Genomic DNA, 26,271 nt, shown 5'->3' on the forward strand with positions numbered 1-26,271 from the left:
AAACCCCAGCCGTTGGCTGGGGTGAGTTGCACATAGCTGTGCTGCTGGAAGGCAGCTTATCAACGAGGGCTCGAACTCACAAAGGTGCTGGTAGATCGAATGCTAAGGGCGACAATGAATTTCGTAACGCCCTCGGTTGTCCGGACATTCGGGATGCCTCGGCAGGCGGATGGCGCGGATTTCCTCGCCGGAGCGGCGGCTGAGCTCGTGGGCGCGTTTTCCGAACACGCGGAAGGCCCGCAGAAGCGATCTGCGGGCCTTCGATGCGACCGGACCGGGTGGCTGTTCGCCTCAGGCGGCGAGGGCGGCGGTGATCTTGCGGGTCATCTCGGCGGTGGCAGGGCCGGGCTGGGCGGCGGCGTCGATAGCGACCGCCACGGTGGTGGCGAAGTTGGTGGCCTCGGCCGGGTCCTGCTGCCCCAGCAGGTGCATCGAGGCGCTCAGCGCGGGCAGTACCTGGTCGGCGAGGGCGGCCACGGACTTGCCGTAGACGTTGACGTCGCGTTTCTTCTCGGACAGGACGTGCCCGACCGTGCCGGTGGCCGAGCACAAGGCGACCGAGCCGCGGGTGGCGGCCTTGTGCGGCGAGCCGCCGGTGGCCCCTGCCGCGGCGACCAGGGCGACGGCGCCGTAGGCGGCGGTGCGCAGGGTGGTCTTGTCCTGGTCGGTGAGGGTGATGGTGCTCATGGTCGTGGACTCCTCGTGATGTGGTGCGCCAAGCGGCTCGGTGGACGAGCGGGCTGGATTGTCCGCGTGGACTTTTCGTGGCCCGCCGGGCTGGGGTGCCCGTGTCGATGTGACTACTGTCGCCGGTCGCGCTGATAGCGACCTGACGGCGGCCTGACGCGCCACCTACACGCCCACACCGTGACCCGGGCCCGTGCCGCCGGCGACCGATCTTTTCCGAACATCGTCAGGCGCTGGGTTCCACTCGACAGCACCGCCCTCGGGCGCACCAGCAGGATCTGCCTGCTGGTGCCTGCTGACCCTGCAGATCATTTGTCGGGATGTAGAGGACCGGAAGGATCCCCTTCGGCCAGTTGGTGTGCGTACTCGCGCAATTGCTGAAGTTCCAGAGTGGCAAGCGATCTTGGGCCGACCTGGTCGACCTCATGTAGGTCGGCGTCCGTCGCGGCAAGATCGTCGTGGTCCGCCCTGAAGACGACCACGGCGCACCGGCCTACGCCAAGGACAAGCCTCGCACCTGCGTCTACCGCCGACCCGGCGACCCCTGCCGCCTGTGCGACAGCACCGTCCTCCACTCGGTCCTCGACGCCCGAAACCTGTTCTGGTGCCCCACCTGTCAGCCCGCCTGACTGCTCCTGTTGAACCTCTTCCCGTCAGGTCCGGTACGCCGAGCATGAATCGCTCCATGCCCTCGGCGCCGAGCGGCGCTTGCCGCAGAAGTCACTAGAGGTACGCATCTCCGTTTCACATTCGCCCTGCGAAGTTGTGATCGTGGGGCTAAATTGGTCACACGTCCAGGAGATCGCTGGACGGATCATTGCTTGTACTCGAAATCGACTGTCCTGCACCGTTATCGAGCAGGAGGCGTTTCGATGTGAATCACACGAGAGCAGCTTTTCCATGCGATACATCATTCTGATCACCGCTTCCCTCGCCCTCGCCCTCGCTGTCGGGGCTGGACCCGCCACCGCCGAACCGCTCACGGTGGAGGATCCCAGCGCGACACCGGTCGATGCGACGACCGATGTGGCGCTGCCGCCGGGCCAGGCCTGTCTGCAGAGTTTCCTCAGCGGCTGGGCCAAATCGGCTGCGACCGGGTCGGTTACCGGGTCCGCGACCGGGTTCCTCGGGGGATCCTCTGGTGGACCGCAGGCCGGATCCGCCGCCGGGTTGGCGGCCGGGATTCTCAGTGCTCTGACCAGTGGGTCCGGCGGCGGACTCGCCGCCTGTGGTCTCGACGAACTGAACAACGATGCGCCCGACGGCTTTACCGGCTCGACCACCGGTCCAGGTCGCGGATATCTGACCGGGTCGGCCAGCGGCTTCGCGTCCGGCTCCAGCAACGGTCTGCCGAGCGCACTGGGTGGCAGCGTGCTCTCCGGATTGTTCGGCGCATTGACCAGCGGCTCGAGTCAAGGATCGAGTCACTAGGAGAACGGGTTTCGGCATTGGTCGGGTCCGGACCCGGGGTCCGGACCCGACCTACGCGGGCGTCCACCTTCACGGCGCACCGCCGCGTCGACCGTTCACAGGTAGCGCATCTCGTTCAACACCCCTTCGTACGGGAGTTGATTTCCGGGAGGATACCGGTGGACCACAGCCCTCGGCTGACACTCCACAGCACCCGGCGCACGACACCACCACACCAAACCGCCACGGGCACAACCAGAAACCAACCGTCGGCCAGTCCTCGCAGCCGACCAACATCATCATCGGCAGCCAAGCACCAACTAGCCCCACGCGCATGCCGAGCGCGAAAACCGGTACCCAGCAGGCCGCTACGTCATATCCGCCCGATTTTCGGCGAATGCTACGGCTACCCCTGCTCACCGTATGCGGTGGCTTGCGCACTCTCGTTTGGCGAACGCTTCAAACCTAGGTACATTAGGTTTCACCCTCATCTGCCTAGGTTGATGTTGCGCCGCCGCCTGCGGTTGCCATCCAGTCCGAATTCGAAAGAGGAGATACCGCAATGAGATCCGAGATGTTGCGCGTACCCGGCGCGTCCCTCTACTACGAGGTGCGCGGCAGTGGGCCGCTGGTACTGTTCCTGCCCGGCGGCGGGGGTGACGCGGCCTCGGTCGATCCGATCGCCGAGGTGCTCGAGGATCGGTTCACGGTGGTGTCGCTGGATCCGCGCGGGTATTCGCGCAGCGTGCTGGACGGGCCGCAGCAGACACAGCGGGTCGAGGTGCAGAGTGATGACGCGTTCCGGCTGCTCGGCCATCTCACCGAGGAGCCCGCGTTCGTGGTCGGCGGCAGTGCGGGTGCGATCGTCGGGCTGGATCTACTGGCCCGGCATCCGGATCGGGTGCGCCTCCTGGTGGCGCACGAACCGCCGTGCTTCGCGGTGCTTCCCGATGCCGCCGAGCAGCGCGCCATGATCGAGGAGGTCTACACGCTGTTCCGCACCGAGGGTCCGGCCGCGGCGGGCGCGCGCTTCCTGGCCGGGATCGGCAACGCGATGAAGCCGTCTCCCGTACCGGCCGAGCTGCCGCCGCGCAGCGCCGAGATGTGGTCGCGGCTGGCAGCCAACGGTCCGCTCATGCTGGAGTACGAACTACGGGAATTCACCTCCTACCTGCCCGATTACGAGGCGCTGGCCCCGGTGGCCGACCGGGTGGTCCTGGCGGTCGGGCGCGAGACGCGGGGTTGCCTGCCGTACCGCCCCGCCGTGGAGATCGCCCGCCGGATCGGCAGCGAGGTCACCGAATTCCCCGGCGCCCACAATGGAATGCGCACCGAAGCACCCGAATTCGCCGCGCAACTGGCCGACGCCATGACCGCCCGCCTACGGGCCGAAAGCGCCGGCCGCTGTTAGCGTCAGCGCATGATCACCGGCGCACACACCATCCTGTATGCCGAGGACGCCGAGGCGGCGCGGGCCTTCTTCCGTGACGTCCTCGGCCTGGCCCACGTCGACGCGCACGACGGATGGCTGATCTTCAAGTCGCCGCCCGCCGAACTCGCGGTCCATCCCGCCGCCGCCCCGGACAGCGGCCGCGCCGAGCTGTACCTCATGTGCGACGACCTGGCAGCCGCCATGGACGACCTGCACGCGAAGGGCGTCGAATTCACCTCGGAGGTCACCAATGCGGGCTGGGGCATGCTCACCATGCTGAAGGTGCCCGGCGCCGGGGAAATCGGACTGTATCAGCCCCGCCACGCCACCGCCTACGATCTTCCCTGATTGCATTCTCGGATGCTTTGCGCCCGTTCGCTTTTCGTGACAGCCTGAACCAACGGCCGGTACCCGGCCCGGACGCGAAGGGCGTGGCATGATTCTGGTGACGGGCGCGACCGGCAATGTCGGCGCCGAACTCGTGCAGGTGCTGGCAGGTGGCGCGGAACCGGTGCGGGCGGTGGTCCGCAATCCCGTGAAGGCCGGCCTTCCCGCCGGTGTCGAGCCGGTCGCAGGCGACATGACCGCGCCGGACACCCTGGCGGCCGCGCTGGCCGGAGTCCGAGCGTTGTTCCTTCTTCCCGGCTACCCCGGGGTCGCGCAGGCAGCCGCCAAGGCCGGGGTCGAACACATCGTCCAACTGTCCGGCGTCTCCGCGGCGACCGGTGACACCGGCAATGCGGTCACCCGCTACATGATGGCCTCCGAACAGGAGGTCACCGATTGTGGCGCAGCATGGACGATCGTGCGTCCCTGCGCATTCGACTCCAATGCCCTGCGCTGGCTGCCGCAACTCCGCGCGGGCGATACCGTGCGGGTCCCGTTCCCGACCGTGCGAACCGCGAGCCTGGACGCCTTCGATCTGGCCGCTGTCGCCGCGCACGCCTTTGCCGACCCCGCACTGCGTGGCGAAATCCTGTGGCCCACCGGGCCCGAATCCCTGCTGCCCGCCGAACAGATCGCCATTCTCGGCGACGTGCTCGGCCGGGACCTGGAATGCGTCGGCCTGAGCGACGAGGACGCCCGCACCGACATGCTGAAATCCACACCCGTCGAATACGTGGACGCGTTCTTCGACTTCTACGTGGCCGGCGCGATCGACGAGTCGATCGTGCGGCCCACCGTCGAGCAGGTCACCGGCCGTGCACCGCGAACCTTCCGGCAGTGGGCCACAATTCACGCCGAAGCTTTCCGCCAGGCCGGCACGGACACATAGGTGGCCGCGCGCGACAGCCATTCGATCGTCAGGATCACCTCACGGGAACAGCGTGTGGCGCGCGACCGGCCACAGTGGTGGCGGATCGGGTTCAGTCACGCAGCAGGTCGATGAGTTTGGTTTCGGAGAGGTCGCCGTGCCCGGCGTCGACCAGGCGCTGGAAGATCTGCTCGGCGGTGTGGCCGAGGGCGGCCGGGGTGCCGACCGCATCGGCCAGTTCCACGCCGATCCGGGTGTCCTTCAGTCGGAGCGCGGCCGTGAAGGCGATATCGCGGTCGTGGACGCCGGCCGTCATCTCCTGGCACATGCGGATGACGGTGGGGCTGGCCGCTCCACCCCGCGACAGGGTGTCGGTGACGACGGCGAGGTCGAGTCCGGCGAGTTCGGCGGTGCGCAGCGCTTCGGCGGTGGCGGCGATCTGGATGGAGCCCAGCAGATTCTGGATGAGCTTGTAGCTCGTGCCCGCCCCGACCGCGCCGAAATGCACGATGTCGGTGCACAGCGGCGCCAGCAGTGGACGCGCCGCGTCCAGATGCGCAGCGTCCGCACCGACGAACAGCGTCAGCCGCCCCGCAGCCGCCGCATCCGGCAACCCGGTCACCGGCGAGTCGAGATAACGAAGACCTTGCGCTGCGGCATGTTTCGCCAGCTCCAGCACCCACGTCCGGGAGATGGTGGAAAACTCCACCGCGAACGCTCCGGACGCATACTCCCCCGCCAGCGCGCCATCCGCGCCCAGCCACGCCGTGCGCGAGGCGTCATCGTCGGCCACCATGGCGAAAACGGCCTCGGCGCCACGCACCGCCTCCCGAGGGGTCGCCGCGAATGCCGCTCCAGCCCCGATGAGTTCGTCCGCCTTCTCCGGCGTCCGATTGAACACCGTCACCTCGTGCCCGGCACCCATTAGCCGCCCCGCCATCCCCGCACCCATACGCCCGACACCCAGAAACGCAATCCTCGCCACCCGCCGAACCCTACCGAGCCCCGATGTCTCCGGATGAACGGAATTCGGCATGCACTCGGCACATTGGCCCAGACACGAGATCGAATCAGTGGCCGCCCGGCTCCCAGCCGCACTTCGGCTGCCCTTCGCCGAGGATTCTGAAGTTGCGCAGAGTCACCGTCGACCGCCGATGAAATTCGGCATGTCGGTAGGCGGTGCGAACGGCTCCGGGTCGTCCCCACCCGGCGGTCCGGCAGCCAGGAGCGCGGCAATGGCCTCGCGCTCGGTGCCCTGCAGGGCGGGCAGGGTCGCGGAGACCGAATCGAGCACACCCGTCCAGGGCGAGCCGGCCTCCCGCAGCGCCAGGCGCATGACCTCGATGCCCGCGCGGTGCTCGTCGAGCAGCCGCTGCCCGGGAACCGGATGCGCCGAGGCGAATTCGAGCACCACCGCCAGGTGGTCGGACAGCTCGTCGTCGCCGAGCACCACCCCGGCGCTGCGGTAGATCTGCTCGAACCGCAGCAGCGCCATGCCGCGTTTGCGGGTGTCGCCGTAGAGGAACCAGGTCAGGTACGGGCTGAAGCGCTTGCCATGATCGAAGGTGCCGACGTATTCGGCTGCCGCGGTGTGCGGTTGCGTGGTGTCGAGGTAGGACAGCACCGGATGCAGAGGTGCACCCACTGCCTCGGGCAGCGTCGAAACGGCCCGGGCCAGGATGGGCAGCGAGTCGAGCAGCGCCTCGTCGGGATAGCCGAGCAGCAGCGACTGCACCTGCCAGGCTGCGATCTGCTGGGCGTCACCGGGCTCGGGTCGAGCGGTCCTGCGGCTCATCTGCGATGCCTTCCCGGCCTCTCGGTCAACTCCTCGTCCACCACACCGCCGCCATTGTCTCGCGCCATCCAGACCTGCCTCTCACCGTGTCGCGGCGCCATCCGTCGCGCGATCGATTATCCGAGCACACGAACAATCCGAACCTGGTGGCAAATTTTAGGCAATTGACGAATTCCAGACTGGTCAGTTACGCGAGAGCGATCCGGTATTCGACCACGGCAATTGTCAGGCGGTTCCGACGACCTCGCGTTCCACCCGGACGCCGAGCAGGATTTCCGAGACACCCAGGGCAATGGTCAACAGGCCCACCACGATCGACAGCGATGTCAGCGACTCGAACCGGACCACCCCGACCACCACACCGGCGGCCAGCGTCAACAGCCCGACCGCCTCCAGCCGGCCCGCTCCCGCGAACTGCTCCGACCACACGCCCACAATGGCTTGCACGATGCCCCGTACCACCCAGGCCATCCCAATCCACAAGGACAGCAACGCAACCCACTCACCGCTGGTGAACGCCCAGGCGGCCAGCACCAGCGCGATGATCGCGCTCACCACCTCGAGTACCTTCAACGCGGTGGCGATCCGCGCCCCGAACGCGACGACGAACTGCACCGCCGACGACGCCATCAGCGTGAGCCCGTACAGAATCCCCGCCACCGTCTGCGATTTGTCCGGCCACACCGCCATCACCACCCCCAGCACCACCGAGCAGCCGCCGGTCACGACCAGCGACTGCCAAGCCCAGTCGGCGAATACATCGGTTCGCCCCTCGATCCGATTGGCGGGCATGCCTAAATGATATGACTGATTTACCCAGGTAACTGGACGTCTGCAATCTCGCCGGCACCGGCGCGTCGCCCGTCGGCGAATTGCCCGGCACCCGAGAGCACGCACGACAGCAGGCGGACGAGCTCGGCCTGCCGGCAGGTGCCGGTCTTGGCGAACACCTGGCGCAGGTGGGTGCGTGCGGTATTCACCGAGATATAGAGCTCCTCGGCAACCGACGCCAGCCCGCTGCCGCGCAGAACCTCGAAGGCGACCTGCGATTCGGCCCGGGTCAGCCCGTAGAGCTCGCGCAGGGTTTCGCGTCCGCCCGGCTCCTCGCGTTCGGGATCGACGATCACCATCAGCGCCGCGCGGCGCGGTGACTCCTGCGAACCCGGGCAGAGCGGCAGGATCGACACGGTCAGCGGCAGCCGGCCGCCGTCGCGTGGAATGAGCAGGCGGGCCGCGGCATTCGACGGGCCGGTCTGCGCGGCCGCCGCCAGCAGGCGACGCAGCCGACTCGACACCGCGGGGTCGTTCGATTCCAGGCGCGCCGGCGCGCCCAGGCGCAGACCGTCGCCGGCCCGCAATATCGCCAGCGCCGCCGGGTTGGCGTAATCGACCCGGCCGCAACCGGATACCAGGGCCAGGCCGTGCCGGTGGCGGTCCAGCACGCTGAGGGCGAGATCCCGGTCGATGACGGCATCGCTCAGCCGCGCGGCGATGCCGAGGGCGTGGTCCAGGTGCGGCAGGAACAACCTCAGCACCCGTTCGGCCAGGGCGCGGTCCAGGTTCCGGTCCGCGCGCGGATAGACGGCGATCCAGGAGCCCGGCGTCGCCAGCCGCGCGAACACGCCGTCCCCGAGCTCGTGTGGCGCGGCCCAGCCGGTGCAGAACGGATGCCGGCGCCCGCCATCCGGTGGGATCAGCTCGCTACCGGTGAGCACCGTTGCGGTGAGCGCGGATTCGAGTACGGCCGCGAACGGATCGATGCGCCCGTAGCGCTCGTTGTAGCTAACGCGCAGCCCCTCGGTGGTGCTCGCGATCATGTACCGCCGCCCGCCCTGTGCCGTGACGAGGCAGCCGTGGTGGCCGCCGAGGCTGTCGGTGATGGCTCGCAGTGCGCGTGTCCACGCGCCGGGCTGTCCTGTCGCACGGTTGATCTCCGCGATCAGCTCGGAAAAGCCAGCGAGCGAGATGCCCGTCTCCCCCATGTCCATTGTCCCGCCCCCCATCAAGAACGATCACGTCCCGGCCGCCGAGCCCCGGTCGAGGGTGATACCAGTTTATCGGCCGGGCGCAGCGAGTTATCACAGGGAAATTCATCTGTTCGGGTGAGGAATCGGACGGGCGATCCCGCTTTACTCGGGTCACAGCAAACGGACGGGCACCGGATCGGCTGTACCGCAAGGGGGGAGAAGACTCATGGCTTTCACCAGGTATTGGCCCATGGGCGCCGGGCGGGTGGTCACCTCGAGATTCGGGCCGCGCGACGACGGCTTCCACTGGGGCGTGGACTTCGGCAAGGACGGCGGCAGCGGGGGCGAGCCGGTGTACGCGTCGCAAGGCGGCACGGTCGTGTACGCCGGTGCCGCAACGGGTTTCGGCGGACCGGATCCGGCGGGCTGGCTGGTCGTCGACCATCCGGCGGCGGACGGCGGGGGCACCACGGTCTACGGGCACATCATCCGCGAGGTCGAGCTGGGCAGCCGAGTCGAGGCCGGGCACCGTATCGCCCACGTCAATCCCGATTCCGGCACCAATGGCGGCGTCCCCCCGCACCTGCACTTCGAGTGGCACCGGTACTCGTGGGTGCCGCCGGGCCCGGATCGCCTGGACCCGCTCACCATGCTGACCGGCGCCGCCGAACCGCCCGCGCCCGACCAGAACGGACCCGATATGACGTCCAGCGCAACGATTTTCGGCATCGACATCTCGAATTACCAGAACGGGCTCGACCTCACGGAGGTCTTCGCCGAGGGATTCGAGTTCGTCATCGCCAAGGTCAGCGAGGGCGACTACTACACCGACGACTCCTGGCCCGCGTTCCGCGACGCCACACTGGCGGCCGGCAAGATCCTCGTCGGCTATCACTACGTGCGCGGCGATGTCGACGCCGACGCCCAGGCCGCGCTGTTCGTCGATCACCTCGGTGATCACAGCATCCCGGCCATGCTCGACCACGAGCTGAACTCCGGCGACATCGGCGTGTTCGAGGAGGTGCGCACCGCTATCGAGAATCGTGGTGTGCACGTCGCCCTCTCGTACCTGCCGCACTGGTACTGGGAAGGCACGATGGGCTCACCCGACCTGAGCGGAATTCCGCCGCTGATGACCTCGAATTACGGCGACGGCCGCTCGGGCTACGCCTCGGTCATCTACCCGGGCGACGACGACATCGGCTGGCAGCCCTACGGCGGCGCCGAGGTCGCGGTGTTCCAATTCAGCGACAGCGGCTCGGTAGCCGGTCGCTCCCTGGACGTGGATGCCTTCCGCGGCAGCCCCGACCAATTCCGCGCCCTACTCACAGGAGACGACATGAGCTTCACCGACGACGACCGCCGCATGCTGCGGGACATCTGGGCCCAGTTGCTCGGACAGGACGGCCACGGCTGGCCCCAGCTCGGGCAGAACGCCCAGGGCCAGAACCTGACTCCGGTCGACGCCCTCAGCGAGATCAAGAAGGACATCGAACACGACTGAGCCACGGCCGGGTTCGCCCGGTCGCATACGGTAGGTCAGCGGCCGGACCGCGGCTACGGAGCGCTCAGGAAGACACCGCGCGACGGGGTGCCGTCCGCGGCCGACCACAGCGCGTCGACGTGGCTGCGGTCGCGCTCGAGCGCCGGTCCGGTGGTGAGGCGGCGGTGGACGCGGATCAGCTCCGCGCCCGCGTTGGTCGAGCGGTCGGAATCGAAGGCGATATCGGTGTGGGTATCGGTGTCGATGACCGTCGGACGGAATCCGGGTGCGGGCCTAAGAATATCGCCGGGGACCACGTGCACGGTCAGGTCGGGGGTGTCGCTCGTGCTCTGGTCCTGGGCGGTGGCCTTGCCGCTCAGCAGCAGAGCGGCCTGCTCGATGAAGACCGGGTCGTGCGCGGCGTCGTAGAGCCAGCGCAGACCCAGCACACCGTGTTCGGAGGTGCCGATCAGCGCGTGGTCGAGGTCCTCGGCCCGCGCACCGCGGTAGGTCATGGGAATCAGATACGCCACCGGCTCCGCGCCCGAGGCGTCGGTGACGACCATGAGCTCGATGCCGACCTCGCCGGCCGGATCGTCGAGACGGAAGCCGCCGGACTTGGACAGCACCGGCGACTCGGCGCCGGAGTACCAGTGCCGGGTGGGCAGCCACCGCGACAGCAACTCCAGCTTGGTGGGCACCATGGTCGTCCTGTGGATCTCGGCCATGCCGCCATCCTGCCAGAGATGGGCGGGATCGCGTCGGAACTTCTTGCGGCGGTGCGTTATTCGTTGGGTCCGCGCAACTTTCGAAAGAAGTCACGCAGATCGGCGGTCAGCAGATCGGGGGCTTCCATCGCGGCGAAGTGGCCGCCGCGATCGAATTCCGACCAGTGCACGATCGTGTTCCGGCGCTCGGCGACACCGCGAATACTGCTGCTGCCCGGGAAGACCGCGACACCGGTGGGTACGCCGGAATCGGCCGGTGCGGCACCCCATTGCCGGGATTCCTTGTAGAGCCGCATGGAGGAGCCGGCGGTATCGGTGAACCAGAGCGTCGACAGATCGGTGAGGAGCAGGTCGCGGTCGATCGCCGCATCGGGTGTCGGCTTCGCCGGATCCTTGTAGGTGTTGACCACATCCAGGACCCACGCCAGCATCCCGGCGGGCGAATCGGACATCGCCGGGGCGAGAGTCTGCGGGCGCGTGGAGTGCATGCCCGCGTAGCCGGATGTCTCCAACCGGTTCCAGTCCTGGTACCGGGCCAGCTTCTCCCGGTCTCGGGCGCTGAGGTCGGCCGGGTCGATATCCCCGGCCGGGATCGTGATCGGGTCGTTGAGGTGGACACCGGCCAGGTGCTGCGGCGCGATCCTGCCCATCTGCGGTGCGATGAAGGATCCGGCGTCGCCACCGTGCGCCCCGTATCGCCCATAGCCCAGCGCGGCCATGAGCTTCGTGATCAGTTCCGCGCTGCGCTCGGTCGAGGCGTCCCCCGGCCGGTGGGTGGGACCGGAGAATCCGAAGCCAGGCAGGGTCGGGATGACCAGGTGGAAGGCGTCTGCGGGATTGCCGCCGTGGGCGCGCGGATCGGTGAGCGGGCCGATCATGCCGGTGAAATCCTCGAAGGGCCAGCCGTGGACCAGCACCAGCGGCAGCGCGTGCGGCTCCGGCGAGCGGACGTGCACGAAATGCATACGCTGACCATCGATTTCGGTCAGGAACTGCGGGTGGCGATTGCGCTCGGCCTCGTGAACGCGCCAGTCGTAGCCGCTCCCCCAGTACTCGCAGAGCTCCCGCACGTAGGCCGTCGGAATGCCGTAGGTCCAGCCCACCCCGGGCAGGTCCGCGGGCCAGCGGGTGCGGGCCAGGCGGGTTCGCAGATCCTCGATGTCGGTGGCCGGGATGTCGATTCGGAAGGGCTCGAAAATCGTCATGCGTCCACGGTAGGAACCAACTAGGTCAGATGCTGTCCTATACCGTCAGCGGATTCCCCTCGGTTCGCCCGCGTTCTACGCTGTTGGACAAGCGTTTCAGCCGCAGCGAGGCGGCCGGGTGAAGGGATCAGGCATCGTGGGCACCGCTTTTCCACCGGGACCGCCACTGCCACGCGCGGTGCAGACCGCCCTCTACGGCAAATGGCGCGGGACCCTGGTGCGCCGGTCGGCACGCCGCTACGGCGACGTCTTCACGCTCCATCTGGTCGCGCCCTATGCCGAGAACCTGGTGGTGTTCTCGCGGCCCGAGCACATCCGCGAGATCTTCGCCGCCGACCCCGCGGATCTGCATGCCGGCGAGGGCAATCGACTGCTGGTGCACATCATGGGCCACCATTCGCTACTGCTCACCGATGAGGACGAGCACGCGCGGGCGCGGCGGCTGCTGATGCCGGCGTTCGTCGGCTCGTCGCTGCGCGGCTATCGCGGACTGGTCGACACCATCGCCGCGGCACATGTCGACCGGTGGGTGTCGGGGTCGACGGTGCTCACGCTCGACGCGATGAACGATCTGACACTCGATGTCATCATGCAGGTGGTGTTCGGCATGACCGACGAACGCCGCCGCGCCCAGCTGGCGCCGCGGCTGCGCCGGATCGTCAATATCGATCCGATCATCTTCTTCGGCTGGAAGTATCCGTTCCTGGAACGGCGCGGACCGTGGAAACGCTTCCGCGACAACCAGAACGCCATCGACGAGCTGCTCTACAGCGAGATCACGGAGCGGCGCGCGCATCCGGACCTGGGGGCGCGCACCGATGTGCTGTCGCGGCTGCTGGCGGTCGGCTCCGGCGAGAACTCCACCGACGCACCGCTGTCCGACGAGGAACTGCGCGACCAGCTGGTGACACTGCTGCTGGCCGGGCACGAGACCACCGCGTCGGCGCTGTCCTGGACCTGCCACGAGCTGGCCGCCAACCCGGACGTCCAGGACCTGGCGCGCCGGGCGGCGCACGACGGGGACGAGAAGTACCTCGAGGCGGTGCTGAAGGAGGCCATGCGCCTGCACACCGTCATCGGCGGGACCGGACGGCGACTCACCCGCGACATGACACTCGGTGGATACGAACTGCCGAAGGGAACCGTGGTCGCGACCTCGATCCTGCTGGCGCATCGGCGCACGGAAGCCTTCCCGGACGCCCTGACCTTCCGGCCCGAGCGGTTCCTGGACGGCTCGGTCGCCGCCAACACCTGGCTGCCGTTCGGCGGCGGAGTGCGGCGCTGCATCGGCGCGGGGTTCTCGCTCATGGAGGGCACGGCGGTGCTGCGGGAAATCCTGACCCGCTACCGGCTTTCACTGCCCGACGGGGCGGGCAGCGAACCGTCGCGGATGCGCAATATCACCCACGTTCCGGCACACGGCGCGCGCGTGGTGGTCACCACCGACAACACGGTCCGGGTGTAGCTACCGGACCTCACCCGGTGACCGGGTGCACGTGCAGGGCACAGCTGTCGATCGTCACTGCGACAGTGCGGGTATCGGTCGAATTCGGCGGCGTGACCTGCAGATCCGTGTACAGCGGGCAATGATTGCCGGAGGCGTCGACGGCGATGCCCTCGACGACCGCGGTGCCCGGACGATTGGATTCCAGTGTCACGGTGGGCGGTTCGTCGCTGCCCTGCGGCAGGCCGCCCATGTATCCGCGCGGGGTCCGATCGGCGTGCAGCAGTGGGCCGCCCGCGCCGGTGTCGACACCCGGATAGCCGGTCAGCGTGCAGGGGGCCGCGCCGGCGGCGAGGCTGAAAGTGAGTTTCACGCCCCGGTGCCCGGTGGCCGGGGACATGACGTCGGCGGTCACGTCGACCTGGCCTGCGCCGCAGGCCGCCTGCCGCGCCGGGGCCGTGGTCTTTGCCTGCTGAGAACTCGGCGGAGCGACCGGAGCCGCGGTGCTCCCGCCCGCGACCGTGGCGCCGCCCGTGACTGCCGGTGATGTCGCCGGTGGTGATGTGGTGGACGCACTCGACGAACAGGCGGTCAGGCCGAGTGCGAGGACTCCCAGCGCGGCGAGAATCCCTGTGCGATAGTGCATTTCCCAACTCCTCCCGGTCCGGGAACATTGGCGGGCGGCCCCCGGCGTCTCCACACCCTGTATCGGTTCACGCCGCGCGAGTGTGAGCGCTCACTGCACCACCCAGGCTACGGGCGGTCCGGGAACTCCGCGGCTCGCCGCGCGTGCGCCCGCGCCACGAACCCCGAGCAGTCGGGGCACTCGCTGATGATCGGATGGGTGCATTCGAGCAGGTGCTCGAGGAACCGGTCCGTCGCCTCCAGCAGTTCGATGCGCTCGCGCACCTCGGCGCGGCGGTCGGCGATCATGTCCCGCCGGCCGTCATACCCGCTCACCCCGAGCTGCCGGATCTGGTCCAGTGACAGTCCGGTTCGCTGCAAAGTCTGGATCATGCGGGCGTAGTCGAGGATGTGCTCGTTGTAGCTGCGGTGACCCGACGGGCTGCGCGGCGGCGCGAGCAGGCCGACCGACTCCCAGTGCCGCAGCACGTGTGTCTCCACACCGAGCGCGGCGGCGGCGTCACCGATTCTCATGTCCTGGACTATGGCCACGATTTACCCCTTTACTTCATGTCGACCTTAAGTATTAGCGTTCCAGCATGTCCGATCCAGTGCGCAAGTCCACCGTCATCCAATGCTGCACCGCGGCAGTGAGTTCCATTCACGGCGCGGTCCGGCCGCGGCCCATCGACCAGCGGTTCCTGCGGTCCATCACCGACGCCGGGCTGCCGGCGACCGAGCGCACCGTCACGGTCACGCCGCTGCCGCAGTTTCCACGCTCGGCGCCGACCGCGGCGATCGTGGAGGGGGTGTTCACACCGCGACGAATCGCCAGCTCGCTGACCTCCTTCGTCGTCCAGCACCCCGACGCCACCTTCATCGTCGATCCGAGCTATTGCATCGACGCGGAGCACCGCGCCATCGCGCAGCTGCCCGCGGCCATCCGTCCCGTCGTGCGCCCGCCCGTCGAGACCATCCCGACCATCACCGGCCTGCAGTCCGAGCCCACCCTGCCCGCGCTCGATTTCGCCCTGCCCACGCACGCGCATTGGGACCACGTCTGCGGACTTCTCGACTTCCCGGGGCTGCCGGTTCACCTCCACAGCACAGAGCGGGACTGGGTGATGACCGGGCCGGTCGCGCCGGTCGGCGGTGTGCGCGATGCGCTGGTGGACCGCCCCACGATCGAGTACGACCTCGACGGCCCGCCGGTGCTCACCTTCACCCGCAGCCGTGACCTGTTCGGCGACGGCAGCGTGGTCCTGGTGGATCTCGCGGGCCACACGCCCGGCAGCGTGGGCCTGCTCGCGCACACCGCGCGCGGATGGATCCTGCTGGCGGGCGATGCCGCCTGGCATGCGCTGCAGATCGAGAAGGTGCGCCAGAAGTCCGGCTTCCCAGGCATTTTCGTCGACGAGAATCGCGACCTGACCTTCAAAACTCTGCACCGGCTGCACCTGGCGCAACGGCTCCTGCCGGTTATCCCCACCCATGATCACGATGCGGCACAGCAGCTCGTCGCACCTCATACGGAGGCCGCCGAACAGCTACCGTGAACGCATGGGGATCACCGTGCGCCCGGCGCAAATGTCCGATATTCCCGAATTAGCGCGCGTGCTCGGCATCGCGTTCTCCGATGATCCACTCATCACGTGGCTGATCCGGGACGACGCCACCCGGGCCCGTCGCGCCGCCGCCCTCTTCGCCGCCCAGGCCCGCCACCACTTCGTTCCCCTGGGCGGCGTCGAGGTGGCCTGCAATGACGCGAATTCCGTAGTCGGCGCGGCACTCTGGGCACCGCCCGGCCACTGGCACGTCGCCGACACCGCGATGCCGCCCCAGCTGCCGGGTCTCGCCTACGCCTTCCGGCACCGCTTGTTCATGGCCGCCAGGCTCGCCGACCGCATGGCGGCTGCCCATCCTCGCGAACCGCACTGGTATCTCGCCGTCATCGGCGCGCTGCCCAGCGTCCGCGGTCAGGGGTACGGCCAGGCACTGATGCAGTCCCGCCTCGAGCGATGCGACGCCGAGGGCATCCCCGCCTACCTGGAATCCAGCAAACCCCAGAATGTCCCGTACTACGAACGCTTCGGCTTCGACGTCACCGGCACCCTCGACGTGACCCGCGGCGGTCCACCGCTGTGGCCGATGTGGCGCACTCCGCGCTGACACGCAGATGCGGTGTTGCCGACCGGGATTCGGCCGGCAACACCGCATGTGCCTGACAGGGTTACGGTTTGCGGGCCATGCCTCCGACCACCAGCTGTTCCCAGACTGTCAGTTCCGGATTGCCGGCGTCGGACTCCGAGGGATCGGGACGCCACTGGGCGCATGGGCACAGGCCGTCCTCCTCCAGTGTGAGTGCACCGAAGAGGAACTCGATCTCCGGTTCGGTGCGGAAACGACCGCGACCGAACGCTTCCACGATCTTGTTCGCGGTCGCCACGGCCTCGCGGGTGGCGCCGGAACGGAAGTGTGAGATATAGAACCGGCTACCGGAAGGAAAGCGATCCGACCAGTACCGAACCACGCCGGCCGGATCCTCTTCGTCATTGACGAAGCTGAGGGTGATCCCGAACAGGATGCCCACCGGCTCGTCGAAGTTGATCACACGCTGTACGTCGGCATGCTTCTGAATGCTGTCCGGATCACGAATATCCGCTTCCAGCACCACGATTCCGTCATCCACGGCGAGCAGCGCCCGCCCGTGGGAAGCCACGAACGGGTCGTCGTCCACATACACGACGCGGGCGTCCGGATACACCTGCCGCACCACCTCGTGCACATTGACGCTGGCCGGCAGGCCGCAACCCATATCGATGATCTGGCGAATTCCGGCCGCCGCCATGGCCTTCACGGCCCGCAGCACAGCGTCCCGATTCGTGATGGCCAACCGCTCGGATCCGGGTAGGTCCTCGATGAAGTAGTCACCGACATCCTTGTCGATACCGTAGTTGTCGCGCCCGCCGAGTACGTAGCTGTATACGCGTGCCACGCTCGGCCGGGACTGCCGCGCTCGCATGGCGTTGATGTTCAAGTGTCACACCCCTCTTTCCTCACCGACGATACCGCTATCCACCAGGGAAATCCCGCGCCATCCACGCGAACACCGCCCGCCGCCCCGAACGGCGGATCGTGCCTATTGTGTAGCGCCCGCGGCGGCCACGGTCGTGGGCGCCGCGGCGGTGGTTGTCGGTGCGGGAGTGGTGGTTTGGGGCGCGGTCGTGGTGGTGGTGACCGGTGCGGCGGTTCCCGGATCCGTGGTGGTGGTCGGGGCGACCGTGGTGGTCGGCGTCGGGATTATGGACGCCGAGACCGGATCGGGGCAATGGCCGAGTATCTCACCGAGACGGTTGATCTCGGCATTGCTGCGCGGGTCACCGACATAGTTGATCTTGTCGGTGCACTTGATGTAACCGTCGGGCGCGGGAGCTCCGCCGGGAGCCGAGTCGGACACCGGCGGGGTATCGGGCGACTCGCCCGGGGGCTGCTGCTGCGGCGCCACGCCGCCCGGCGAGCCCGCCACGGGACTTCCCCCGACCGGCTGGCCCGCACCCGGACTCGCCACGGGCGCACCGGAAGTAGTCGAGACCGCCACCGTGCTCGTCACACTGGCCGACGGCTTGACCGTCGTCGCGATCGCGGTCGATTTTCCCGAGTCGCTCGAGCAACCCGCCACCACCGCGACCACCGGTGTCATCATCAGCACTGCGATACGCGTGGCCGTTTGCAGGCGCGACCGACCACGCCGTTCCGCCAGAGCGGACATCGATTCCTCCTGAGGGTGCAGCCCCAGCCCCGACTCATCCGCTGCACGAGCATCTTTCGCCGATCCGGAACCGAATCGGCAACCTTGAATCCAGGGGCATCAACACCCCCGCTCGACCCTAAGGGCTCCAGGAACCGGACGCCATCGTGCTCGGTGCCCCTATTTCCGTGGGCCACTTATCGATCAGGTACCTGCGATTTATCGATTGAGTGCCGACTCTACCCTCACGGCTTCGCCGCCGAGGCCGGATCACGCTGCGCGAGCAGGGCATCCAGCTGCTTTTCGGCGCGTTCGGCACGGGCCAGGGTCTGGGTGCGGGCATCGTCCAGCGCGGCGAGCCGTTCGGCGGCCTCCTGCCGCGTCTTGTCGACGGCGGCCGCCGATTCCGTACGCACCGCGGCCAGGTCGGCGGCGGCCTGCCGGCGCACCTCGGTGAGTTCCGTCCGCGACCGGTCGAGCTCGGCGCGGGCCCCCTTCAGTTCGTCCCGGGTGTCGGCGACCGCCTGATTGCGTTCGGCCACAGCGGCTTCGGCCCGTTCAATGGTGCGCTCGGCATCGGCGGCACGCTGCACGGCCAGATCGCGTTCCGCGCCCGCCGCGGTGATCCGCTGGGTGGCGTCCCGGCGCACCTGCTCGATCTCGGCGGCCGCCTTCGAGCGGGCCAGCTCGATGTCCTCGCCGGCCTGCTGGCGCGCCCGCTCGATGTCCTCGGCGGATTCCCGCCGGATGGTGCGGATCTCGGCCTCGGCCTCCGCCCGCGCCGCGAACACATCGTCCGCCGCCTGCTTCGTGACCCGCTCGACTTCCTGCAACGCGTCGTCGCGCGCGGTGAGTGCCTCCGCGATCCGGCCCTCGGCTTCCTCCGCGGCCAGCGCCGCGTCCTCGGCCGCCGATTCGGCTGCCGCCCGCGCTTCTGCGGCCTCCCGCCGCGCCTGCTCGGCCGCCACAGTGGCCATCTCCGCCTCCGCGATTCGCCGGGCCGCATCCGCCTGCACGGCCTGGACCTGAGCTTCCGCGACGGCCGGATCGGCCAGCGTGGACAACTCCGCCACGGCGGTATTGAGCGTCGTCCCAAGCTGTTCGGCGATCGCACGAAACTGTCCGAGCAGCTCATCGGCCCGCAGCCGAGCCACGGTCACCGGCCCCCGTTGCGTCACAGTGACATTCGCCGGGGGTGTCTCCCCCTCGGCCTGTTGCTGCCGTTGCCGCTCTCGCCAGGCCCGCCAGCGGGTGTGCTCCGGGTGATCACAGTATTCAGACGGACGCCCCGGCCCTCCGCCACGCGTAATCGGTTTGGTGCAGCCGGGGTAGTTGCAGATGCTCGACACAACGGAAATCGTAGCGTTGGTTTCGTCAGATCTAACGGAACAACACGAAACGAAACCTGAAGCGCCTCAAATCGAACTCCGGTGTTCTGACCTCCGATAAGTGAACGTTATCGGCGGTCAGAACCCACACTCCCCCTGAAAACGCTTGATTCCGTTTCGTTTTCGTTTGGTTGGCCAGAACGCTACGTAAGTACAACGAAACCTCTCGAAAACTGGGCAGGCATGTACGGCCGTACCACTTCTCACGAGATGTGGCTGTCAGGTCTCCCTAAAGTGGCGGATTCTCAACCACACTGGCGAAAGCGTCGCGAGTTCTCCTCCGATATGGCGAGGATTGCTGCGTGCGGGAGGGCGACAAGGGGTTGACCGAAGACGCTCGCGAGTTCGATGCGGTGTACGTGACGGCCGCCGGTGAAGAGCGCCGAGTCCCGTAAGGCGATGGGCGACGCCAACACTGCTGGGGCGGACCGGTCTTCCGGCCCGCCCCAGCAGTGTCAGGCGCGATTGTCAGGCGCCACAGATCCCCTCGACGGCGATCTTCTGGAATGCAGTTGGGTAGGTAACGATCCCGTCGGGATACTTCGCTGCCCCCTGCTGGAACTCTGGGTTGGAGAAAGCCGCCAACAGTGCTGCGGAGGATTCCCACACTGCAATATTGGCGAACAGCCGGCTGCCGCCGATTCCGCGGTTCATTTGAGTGGAGATGAAGCCTGGCTGTGACTTCATGAAGGAAGCGTCCTCGGCCCAGATCTTCAAGAAGTCATCAGCCAACTCGGCCGGGACGACAAAGGTGTTGATGACGGTGATCGGACCGGTGTTTTCCTGCAACTGCACGGGGAGCGGGACCGCGGGATCCAGCGCCTTGAATTGGATCATTGTTTCAGCCTTTCGTTTCTACCTTCATTCGTAAATCCTGATATGCCCATCCGTCATACCTGGGCGGGTTCTTCCCGACTGGCCGTCACCGGCCGATACAGGCAGACGAAGAACAGCGCGAAACCAACGGTCAGGAGGATGTGTCCACCACCGGACAGATGGGCTAGCAACTCACTCTCGGAGTGGCCCAGCACGGTCCGAATGCCGATCATCGTCATGCAGGCCACCGACCAGAGGACACCTGCGTTGTACGTCCAGAAGAACCAGCCGTAGAGCCGCTGTGAGGAAAGTGCCAATTGCTTGTCCAGGGCCAGGACAATCAGGAAAAACAGCGTGCCGAGCGACAGGAGGTGTGTATGCGTGATCGCAAGTTCGGTCTTCCCGGTGAAATTGTGGGCCTTGGTGAAATCGCGATAGAACAACCCGGACACCAGTCCGAGCACGGTATAGAGGGTCGCCGCGTAGTAGAGCTGTTTCATCGAGGTCCTTGTCGGAGTGTTCGGTGCCGGCCACCCTTGGGTGCCCTGCCCGATCCTTTCGGCCGGTCGGCCATCATGACGACCACCACCCTAGAACAGATGACATCTAAATGGAACAGTGATCTAGTAGGTAGTCCAATGATCGCGTACAGTCGGTGTAGTACGAGCAAGTCGACAACGAGGGGCTCGATACGCTGACTGACTGCAGGTGAGGTTGTTGACAGGAGGAGTAGATGTCGGCGGAGCAATCCAGCGTGATCCGCTTGCGTGATCGACGTGAGCAACTGACGCTGCGGATCATCCTGACCACCGCACGCCGGCTATTCGCCGAGAGCGGATACACGGGTACGTCGATTCGGAGCATCGCCCGCGAGGCCGGGGTCGCACCGCAGACGATCTACTCGCACTTCGGATCCAAGGCCGGAGTGTTGCGGGGACTCATCGACCTGCTCGAGGAAGAAGCGGGGTTGATCGACCTGCGGGCCGAGTCCGAGCACCTCGACGATCCCATGGAGTTGATCCAGATACTGGCGAGAGGGAGCCGACAAGTCCGCGAGCGGTGCGGCGACATCCTCACCCTGCTCCACTCCGGCGCCAGCATCGATGCCGACATCGCTAACGCCAGGGCCGAAGCTATGCGACGCAACCGCATCGAAATCGACGCAGTCATCGGGCAGATTCGCGATGCCGGCAAAAACCTCGACGTCAACGCCACGGACGTCGCAGTTGCACTGATGACGGACGACGTCTATCACAGCTTGGTCACCGATGCCGGCTGGACGCCTGCGGCGTACGAGCGATGGCTCACGAACACGCTCGCGCTCCTGCTGTCGCACTCGGAGCCGGAAGCCGGCTGAGAATCTCGACGACCTCGTTGCCTCACCGTGGCTGGCGGACTGCAGGTCAGACGCTCGCTGTCCGCGAGATCGACTGAGAACTCACGAGATGCGGCGACTCGTCACCGGAGCAGCGACAAGATCACGCTGCGGCATACATTTGCGCAGTACCGCCCACCACCGACCCGGAAGGACGGGATCCGACGTGTCCGACGCAGAACGGATCAACTGGGACCATCTCAAGACTCGGCAGCCGACGGATGCCGAACGAGATGCGCTGCGAGCAGACCTTGTCGAACGGGCGCTTGCGGTCAGGCGGAACGGGTGGGACGACTACCGGTCCGTGTGGACGAGCGGCGAGATTGCCGGTGTCGCCTACCTGCTGGAGGAAGGCGACCTGCTGGAGGAACTCGACGAGCACGAGGGGTCGGTGCTGACCCGATTCGCGGGAGACCTGTACGGCTTCAAGGGCGCACGGAAAGACATCGAAGCCGGCTTGGTCGGCACCCAGGCGTGGTTCGCTACCGCCCGCGCCGAACTGGATGCCCGCAGTTCCGGCGCGAACGGATAAGCACTATCGGCTACTTCGCCTGTGACGCAGGCTGCGCCGGATCCTTGCAGTACGGGAGTTCGGGTGCGCAGGGGGTGAGGATGGTGGAGAAGTACTGGATGGCCGAGAAGAGGGTGATGGGTCCGCCGGCGAGGACGATGCCGGCCATGGAACCGACCGCGCCGAGGGTTGCCATGCCGAGCACGCATCCGGCGACGGTGGCGCCGACGAAGGGCACCAGCAGGGCGATGACCGGGCTGGAGATCACGGCGCCCGCGGCACCGCCGACCAGACAGCCGACACCGGCGCCGAGGACGGCACCGAGCACGGCGCTGACGGCCGCACCGATCGCGACGCGTTGCGCGAACGCACCCAGGGCTTGTGCGTCACGTGGCGTAAAGGATTCGGCCACTTGGGTTGCCGCTTGGTCGACGGTCACGACGTCGCGGGTATCTACCCGCGTGATCTGCTGCGGGTTGGCCTTCGACGGTGTGAGGGTCGCGGTCGAACCGTCGAGTCGGGCGGTGACAGGGTAGGCGGTGTCGTCGATGCGGTAGGTCAACGGGAGCGCGGCGACGGGTCGGTCGTGCCGGTCGAAGAGCACCAGCTGCTCATCGAGACGGCGCAGCGTGCCGTCACTGACGGTGAGAACAGCGGAGTCGCCCTGCCGGGTGACTTCGTATGCCACCGGCGCGGATTCGCCGCCTGCGGTCGGCTCCGCATAGGCCGTTGCGGCGGGAATGACCACCGCGGTCGCGGCGAACGCGGCGACCACCGCGGATTTCCTCATTTTCATGGGTACCTCATCATCATTGATGGAATCGGGCGCGACCCTGCGGTCCTCGCCCGTGATGAGCGGGGGCATCGCGCCCCCGCATCCGGCGGTCAGGCGCCGGAGGCTGTGTAGTTGGCGAGAACCGTTGTCGCCGTCGCGGTGTGGACCGCGACGTGTTTTCGACCCGGGCGCCGGCCGGTCAGGACGCGACGGTCAGCGGTGCGGCGGTGGCGGCACGTACTTGCGCCGCGGTGAGGCCGGGGGCGCATTCGCGCAGCATCAGCCCGGCCGGAGTGACATCGATGACGGCGAGGTTGGTGATGATGCGGTGCACAACCCGTTCGCCGGTCAGCGGAAGCGTGCAGTGAGACACGATCTTCGGCGCTCCGGTCTTGTCGGTGTGTTCCATGAGCACCAGGACGCGACCGGCGCCGTGCACCAGATCCATTGCCCCGCCCATCCCTTTGACCATGTGGCCGGGGACCATCCAGTTCGCCAGATCGCCGGCGGCCGAGACCTGCATACCGCCGAGGACGGCGGTGTCGATGTGCCCGCCGCGGATCATGCCGAAGCTGGTGGCCGAGTCGAAGAACGACGCTCCCGCCAGGGTGGTGACGGTCTCCTTGCCTGCATTGATCAGATCGGCGTCGACGTCCGCCGCTGCCGGATACGGTCCGGTGCCGAGGATTCCATTCTCGGAGTGCAGGGTGACGCGGACGCCGGCGAGCAGATGGTTCGGGATCAGGGTCGGCAGCCCGATGCCGAGATTGACGTATTCGCCCGGGCGGAGTTCGCGGGCTGCGCGGGCGGCCATTTCGGTGCGGGACCAGCCCAGATTCGTGGTGGCCGTGGTCATGTGGACTGCTCCTGGGCGACGGTTCGTTTCTCGATGTGTTTGAGCTGTGGTCCGGTGTGCACCACCCGATCGACGAAGACGCCGGGCAGGTGGATGCGCGCCGGATCGAGATCGCCCGCGGGAACCATATACTCGACCTGCGCGATGCAGCAGCGTCCGGCCATGGCGGCCAGCGGGTTGAAGTTGCGGGCCGACTTCTCGAACACCAGGTTTCCCTCGGTGTCGCCGATGCGGGCGTGCACCAGCGCGAAGTCGGCGGTGAGCGCTTCTTCGAGCACGTAGCGCCGCTCACCCCAGCCGCCGCCGAAGGTGCGTACTTCCTTGGCGGGCGAGGCCACCGCGACCGATCCATCCGCGGCATAGCGCCACGGCAGTCCGCCATCGGCGACCGGACTGCCGACCCCCGCCGGCGTGAAGAACGCCGGAATGCCCGCGCCGCCGGCCCGCAGCTTCTCCGCGAGGGTGCCCTGCGGGGTCAGCTCGACCTCCAGTTCGCCGGCCAGATACTGGCGGGCGAACTCGCTGTTCTCGCCCACATAGGAGGCGGTGATGCGGCGGATGCGCTTGTCCGCCAGCAGAATTCCGAGGCCGTGCGCATCGGTGCCGCAATTGTTGGATATCACCTCGAGATCGGTGACCTCGCGGGCGGCGAGCGCGTCGATCAGTGCGTCGGGGATACCGCACAGGCCGAATCCACCCACCGCGAGCGAGGAGCCCGAGGTGATGTCGGCGACGGCGGCCGCGGCCGACGCGGCGACCTTCGTCATCGGGTGGCCTCCGGTGCGGCCGCCGCCGGCGTCGTCTCCTCGACGAGTTCTCGCAGCAGCGCCGTCGCGCGCGGCCAATCCCCGTATCCCGAGGCGGGATTGAGGTGGCCGACGTCGCCGAGATCGACCAGACGACTCCCCCAGGCCTCCGCCATTGCGGAGACTCGCCGGTAGGTGGCCAGCGGGTCGGTGGTGGAGGCGGCGACGATGCTGGGAAACGGCAAGCGCCGCCACGGAATCGGCGTCCACCCGTTGGCGTCCAGTTCCTCGCGTGAGGGATACCCGTCCGGTAGCGGGGTCTCGAAATCCGGGGGCGTGGCCAGCAGCGCACCCTGCACGGGCCGGGTGGACTGCTGCGCCCAGCGCACGGTGATCATGACGCCGGCGCTGTGGGCGACGAGCACGACGGGCCCGTCGATCTCGGTGAGCACCGCGTCGAGGGCGGCGACGCGGGCGGCGCGGGAGAGCTTGTCCCGCTCCAGCGGCGGCACCGTGCGGACCCGGTCGAGCTGGTCGGCGAGCCGGGTCTGCCAGTGGTCGGGGACGTGGTCGCGCAGCCCGGGCACGATCACAACGGTCGGTGTGGTGGTCTCACTCATGGGATACGGCAAGTCCTTTCGATGGTCGATGTGATGCGCCGGAGTCGAGCGCGGCAAGCCTGCGCAGCCCGGCGGGATAGGCCCGCTTGCCCAGTACGAGTGCGGCGATGGCGAGCAGATAGGTGAGCGGCGCGAGCCGCAGCGCGTTCGCCAATCCGAGGTGATCAGCGAGGACGCCGACGACGAACGGGCCCAGAGCCAGGCCGAGCAGACTGTTGGCCAGGGTGAGGGTGCCGAAGGCCGAAGCCCGGACGGAGGGATGGGTGAGGTTGGCGACCATGGCCGCGGCCGGTCCCGACGAACCGCCGGAGAAGAACGCCCCGACGCCGATCAGCAGCAGCTGCAGCGGTCCGCGGCCGACGGCGAAACCGATGGCGAGGCAGGCCAGGGCGATCGCGCAGAACACGATGGCCGTGGTCCATTTGCGGGACATGTCGGTGCGGCTGACCCGGTCGGTGATCATCCCGCAGCCGACCATTCCGGCGCCGACGAGCAGCACGAACACCGAGGCGACCACGCCGGCCCGGTCCGGGGCCAGGTCGTAGTAGCGGCCGAAGAAGCTCGGCATCCACGACAGCAGCACCGCTGCGGTGAAGATCTGCAGGGCACTGCCCACATACGCGCACAGGACCGCCCGATTCGTGAACAGTGTCGAGACCGGAACCCGCAGGCCCGCTCCACTTTCCGAACTCGGCGCCGGGTCGGCGGCATGCCGGGCGAGCTTCTCGTCGCTGACGGCCGCCCGGAACAGCGCCGCCAGGACCAGCCCGAAGACCGCCATGAGAGCGAACGACCAGCGCCATCCGAAGTGCACGGCGATCACCCCGCCGAACGCCACGCCCAGCACCGAGCCGAACGATCCGCCGGCCATGAACGCCCCGCTCAGCGCGGCATGCATGCGGGGTGCGAACACGCTGAGCACCACGGCGATTCCGACGCTGCCGTAGGCCGCCTCACCGACACCGACGAGAAAGCGCGCGCCGAGCATCTGCTGATAGTCGGTGGCGACCGCGCACAGCAGGGTGGCCGCGCTCCACAGCACCGCCATCAGGACCAAGCTGCGTACCCGGCCCCAGCGGTCGGCCAGCAGCGAGAGCGGTAGGGTCAGCAGACCGACCATCAGCGCGACCACGCTGCTGAGCGAGGCCAGCCGTGAATCCGATAGTCCCCATGCGGTTTTCAGGAACGGGAAGACCGCGCTGAGGACTTGGCGTGACATGTAGTCGGCCAGCAGCAGACCGAAGGCCAGCGCGAAGATGAGCCACGGATACGCCCGGCGTGTCCGTGCGGCCGCCGTGGCCGGCACGGCGGCCGGAGGGCCGTCCGTCCCGGCGGCGGTAGTGTGCAACTCCATTGGTGCTCCTACGTATCCGGTGTGCGAGACAGTGGCGCACCCCGGAGTTCGA

29 protein-coding genes and 1 pseudogene are annotated in these 26,271 nt (G+C 67.7%); 11 read left to right on the forward strand and 19 right to left on the reverse strand.

The features are described from left to right. Nucleotides 1-291 precede the first annotated feature (291 nt). Nucleotides 292-687, reverse strand: coding sequence for a hypothetical protein (locus tag ABZV44_RS06910; RefSeq protein WP_354832845.1), 396 nt, complete (start codon nt 685-687; stop codon nt 292-294). A gap of 370 nt (nt 688-1,057) precedes the next feature. Between ABZV44_RS06910 and ABZV44_RS06915 the strand changes: the two are divergent. The 5 genes and pseudogenes from ABZV44_RS06915 to ABZV44_RS06935 form a co-directional block, all read left to right on the forward strand. After that, a pseudogene (locus tag ABZV44_RS06915) lies at nt 1,058-1,316 on the forward strand (zinc finger domain-containing protein); the annotation flags it as partial. 271 nt (nt 1,317-1,587) lie between these two features. Continuing rightward, nucleotides 1,588-2,118 carry a hypothetical protein gene (locus tag ABZV44_RS06920; RefSeq protein ID WP_354832847.1) on the forward strand — a complete coding sequence of 177 codons (531 nt, stop codon included), beginning with the start codon at nt 1,588-1,590 and terminating at the stop codon, nt 2,116-2,118. Between the two features lie 541 nt (nt 2,119-2,659). Further along, nucleotides 2,660-3,508, forward strand: coding sequence for an alpha/beta hydrolase (locus ABZV44_RS06925; protein WP_354832849.1), 849 nt, complete (start codon nt 2,660-2,662; stop codon nt 3,506-3,508). A 9-nt stretch (nt 3,509-3,517) separates the two neighbouring features. Continuing rightward, on the forward strand, nt 3,518-3,877 hold the full coding sequence (locus tag ABZV44_RS06930) for a VOC family protein (RefSeq protein WP_354832850.1): 360 nt from the start codon (nt 3,518-3,520) through the stop codon (nt 3,875-3,877). A gap of 88 nt (nt 3,878-3,965) precedes the next feature. After that, the gene (locus ABZV44_RS06935; protein ID WP_354832852.1) at nt 3,966-4,805 is read left to right on the forward strand and encodes an NAD(P)H-binding protein; all 840 of its coding nucleotides are present in this window, start codon (nt 3,966-3,968) and stop codon (nt 4,803-4,805) included. A gap of 91 nt (nt 4,806-4,896) precedes the next feature. Here ABZV44_RS06935 and ABZV44_RS06940 read toward each other — a convergent pair whose 3' ends face one another. The 4 genes from ABZV44_RS06940 to ABZV44_RS06955 all read right to left on the reverse strand — a co-directional run bounded on the left by ABZV44_RS06940 (nt 4,897) and on the right by ABZV44_RS06955 (nt 8,561). After that, the gene (locus ABZV44_RS06940) at nt 4,897-5,769 is read right to left on the reverse strand and encodes an NAD(P)-dependent oxidoreductase (RefSeq protein WP_354832854.1); all 873 of its coding nucleotides are present in this window, start codon (nt 5,767-5,769) and stop codon (nt 4,897-4,899) included. 153 nt (nt 5,770-5,922) lie between these two features. Then, nucleotides 5,923-6,579, reverse strand: coding sequence for a nitrate reductase molybdenum cofactor assembly chaperone (gene narJ / locus ABZV44_RS06945; protein ID WP_354832855.1), 657 nt, complete (start codon nt 6,577-6,579; stop codon nt 5,923-5,925). Between the two features lie 225 nt (nt 6,580-6,804). Then, entirely contained in the window at nt 6,805-7,371 is a 567-nt protein-coding gene (locus ABZV44_RS06950; RefSeq protein WP_354832857.1) for a DUF308 domain-containing protein, read from the reverse strand. Nucleotides 7,372-7,391: 20 nt separating this feature from the next. After that, nucleotides 7,392-8,561, reverse strand: a complete 1,170-nt coding sequence (locus ABZV44_RS06955; RefSeq protein ID WP_354832859.1) for a helix-turn-helix transcriptional regulator — start codon at nt 8,559-8,561, stop codon at nt 7,392-7,394. A gap of 211 nt (nt 8,562-8,772) precedes the next feature. Between ABZV44_RS06955 and ABZV44_RS06960 the strand changes: the two genes are divergently transcribed. After that, nucleotides 8,773-10,050 (forward strand): GH25 family lysozyme, encoded by a 1,278-nt coding sequence (locus ABZV44_RS06960; protein WP_354832861.1) that lies wholly within the window; start codon nt 8,773-8,775, stop codon nt 10,048-10,050. 53 nt (nt 10,051-10,103) lie between these two features. Here ABZV44_RS06960 and ABZV44_RS06965 read toward each other — a convergent pair whose 3' ends face one another. Both ABZV44_RS06965 and ABZV44_RS06970 read right to left on the reverse strand, forming a co-directional pair. Further along, on the reverse strand, nt 10,104-10,757 hold the full coding sequence (locus ABZV44_RS06965) for a 1,4-alpha-glucan branching protein (RefSeq protein WP_354832863.1): 654 nt from the start codon (nt 10,755-10,757) through the stop codon (nt 10,104-10,106). 56 nt (nt 10,758-10,813) lie between these two features. Then, nucleotides 10,814-11,962 carry an epoxide hydrolase gene (locus ABZV44_RS06970; protein ID WP_354832865.1) on the reverse strand — a complete coding sequence of 383 codons (1,149 nt, stop codon included), beginning with the start codon at nt 11,960-11,962 and terminating at the stop codon, nt 10,814-10,816. A gap of 136 nt (nt 11,963-12,098) precedes the next feature. Here ABZV44_RS06970 and ABZV44_RS06975 point away from each other — a divergent pair, with 136 nt between their 5' ends. Then, the gene (locus ABZV44_RS06975) at nt 12,099-13,427 is read left to right on the forward strand and encodes a cytochrome P450 (protein WP_354832867.1); all 1,329 of its coding nucleotides are present in this window, start codon (nt 12,099-12,101) and stop codon (nt 13,425-13,427) included. A 10-nt stretch (nt 13,428-13,437) separates the two neighbouring features. On the opposite strand, the gene ABZV44_RS06980 is transcribed toward ABZV44_RS06975, so the two are convergent. Beyond that, a complete protein-coding gene (locus tag ABZV44_RS06980; RefSeq protein ID WP_354832869.1) occupies nt 13,438-14,052 on the reverse strand; it encodes a DUF4232 domain-containing protein in 615 nt (204 codons plus the stop codon). 107 nt (nt 14,053-14,159) lie between these two features. Further along, the gene (locus ABZV44_RS06985; RefSeq protein ID WP_354832871.1) at nt 14,160-14,564 is read right to left on the reverse strand and encodes a MerR family transcriptional regulator; all 405 of its coding nucleotides are present in this window, start codon (nt 14,562-14,564) and stop codon (nt 14,160-14,162) included. Nucleotides 14,565-14,629: 65 nt separating this feature from the next. Here ABZV44_RS06985 and ABZV44_RS06990 point away from each other — a divergent pair, with 65 nt between their 5' ends. After that, on the forward strand, nt 14,630-15,586 hold the full coding sequence (locus ABZV44_RS06990) for an MBL fold metallo-hydrolase (protein WP_354832873.1): 957 nt from the start codon (nt 14,630-14,632) through the stop codon (nt 15,584-15,586). A gap of 4 nt (nt 15,587-15,590) precedes the next feature. Beyond that, the gene (locus tag ABZV44_RS06995; RefSeq protein ID WP_354832875.1) at nt 15,591-16,199 is read left to right on the forward strand and encodes a GNAT family N-acetyltransferase; all 609 of its coding nucleotides are present in this window, start codon (nt 15,591-15,593) and stop codon (nt 16,197-16,199) included. A 61-nt stretch (nt 16,200-16,260) separates the two neighbouring features. On the opposite strand, the gene ABZV44_RS07000 is transcribed toward ABZV44_RS06995, so the two are convergent. From ABZV44_RS07000 to ABZV44_RS07020, 5 genes are all read right to left on the reverse strand, one after another. After that, nucleotides 16,261-17,052 carry an SAM-dependent methyltransferase gene (locus ABZV44_RS07000; protein WP_354832879.1) on the reverse strand — a complete coding sequence of 264 codons (792 nt, stop codon included), beginning with the start codon at nt 17,050-17,052 and terminating at the stop codon, nt 16,261-16,263. 117 nt (nt 17,053-17,169) lie between these two features. Further along, nucleotides 17,170-17,799, reverse strand: coding sequence for a hypothetical protein (locus ABZV44_RS07005; RefSeq protein ID WP_354832881.1), 630 nt, complete (start codon nt 17,797-17,799; stop codon nt 17,170-17,172). 224 nt (nt 17,800-18,023) lie between these two features. Then, on the reverse strand, nt 18,024-18,956 hold the full coding sequence (locus tag ABZV44_RS07010; RefSeq protein WP_354832883.1) for a hypothetical protein: 933 nt from the start codon (nt 18,954-18,956) through the stop codon (nt 18,024-18,026). A 678-nt stretch (nt 18,957-19,634) separates the two neighbouring features. Continuing rightward, nucleotides 19,635-20,003 (reverse strand): antibiotic biosynthesis monooxygenase family protein, encoded by a 369-nt coding sequence (locus ABZV44_RS07015; protein WP_354832885.1) that lies wholly within the window; start codon nt 20,001-20,003, stop codon nt 19,635-19,637. Nucleotides 20,004-20,056: 53 nt separating this feature from the next. Beyond that, nucleotides 20,057-20,482, reverse strand: coding sequence for a DUF2871 domain-containing protein (locus ABZV44_RS07020; protein WP_354832887.1), 426 nt, complete (start codon nt 20,480-20,482; stop codon nt 20,057-20,059). Between the two features lie 233 nt (nt 20,483-20,715). Between ABZV44_RS07020 and ABZV44_RS07025 the strand changes: the two genes are divergently transcribed. Both ABZV44_RS07025 and ABZV44_RS07030 read left to right on the forward strand, forming a co-directional pair. Then, nucleotides 20,716-21,339 (forward strand): helix-turn-helix domain-containing protein, encoded by a 624-nt coding sequence (locus ABZV44_RS07025; protein ID WP_354832889.1) that lies wholly within the window; start codon nt 20,716-20,718, stop codon nt 21,337-21,339. 184 nt (nt 21,340-21,523) lie between these two features. Next, nucleotides 21,524-21,889 carry a hypothetical protein gene (locus ABZV44_RS07030; protein WP_354832891.1) on the forward strand — a complete coding sequence of 122 codons (366 nt, stop codon included), beginning with the start codon at nt 21,524-21,526 and terminating at the stop codon, nt 21,887-21,889. 10 nt (nt 21,890-21,899) lie between these two features. Here ABZV44_RS07030 and ABZV44_RS07035 read toward each other — a convergent pair whose 3' ends face one another. The 5 genes from ABZV44_RS07035 to ABZV44_RS07055 form a co-directional block, all read right to left on the reverse strand. Further along, nucleotides 21,900-22,664: a hypothetical protein gene (locus ABZV44_RS07035; protein WP_354832892.1), complete on the reverse strand. Its 765-nt coding sequence runs from the start codon at nt 22,662-22,664 to the stop codon at nt 21,900-21,902. Between the two features lie 178 nt (nt 22,665-22,842). After that, a complete protein-coding gene (locus tag ABZV44_RS07040) occupies nt 22,843-23,499 on the reverse strand; it encodes a 3-oxoacid CoA-transferase subunit B (protein ID WP_354832893.1) in 657 nt (218 codons plus the stop codon). Continuing rightward, nucleotides 23,496-24,266, reverse strand: a complete 771-nt coding sequence (locus tag ABZV44_RS07045) for a CoA transferase subunit A (RefSeq protein WP_354832894.1) — start codon at nt 24,264-24,266, stop codon at nt 23,496-23,498. Before ABZV44_RS07045 ends, ABZV44_RS07040 begins: the two co-directional genes overlap by 4 nt. Then, nucleotides 24,263-24,865, reverse strand: coding sequence for an alpha/beta fold hydrolase (locus tag ABZV44_RS07050; protein WP_354832896.1), 603 nt, complete (start codon nt 24,863-24,865; stop codon nt 24,263-24,265). The genes ABZV44_RS07045 and ABZV44_RS07050 overlap by 4 nt, the downstream gene beginning before the upstream one ends. Next, nucleotides 24,858-26,219: an MFS transporter gene (locus tag ABZV44_RS07055; RefSeq protein WP_354832898.1), complete on the reverse strand. Its 1,362-nt coding sequence runs from the start codon at nt 26,217-26,219 to the stop codon at nt 24,858-24,860. Before ABZV44_RS07055 ends, ABZV44_RS07050 begins: the two co-directional genes overlap by 8 nt. Between the last annotated feature and the right edge of the window lie 52 nt (nt 26,220-26,271).

Origin of the sequence: Nocardia sp. NPDC004860, from assembly GCF_040609015.1 — a bacterium.
Lineage (GTDB): Bacteria > Actinomycetota > Actinomycetes > Mycobacteriales > Mycobacteriaceae > Nocardia.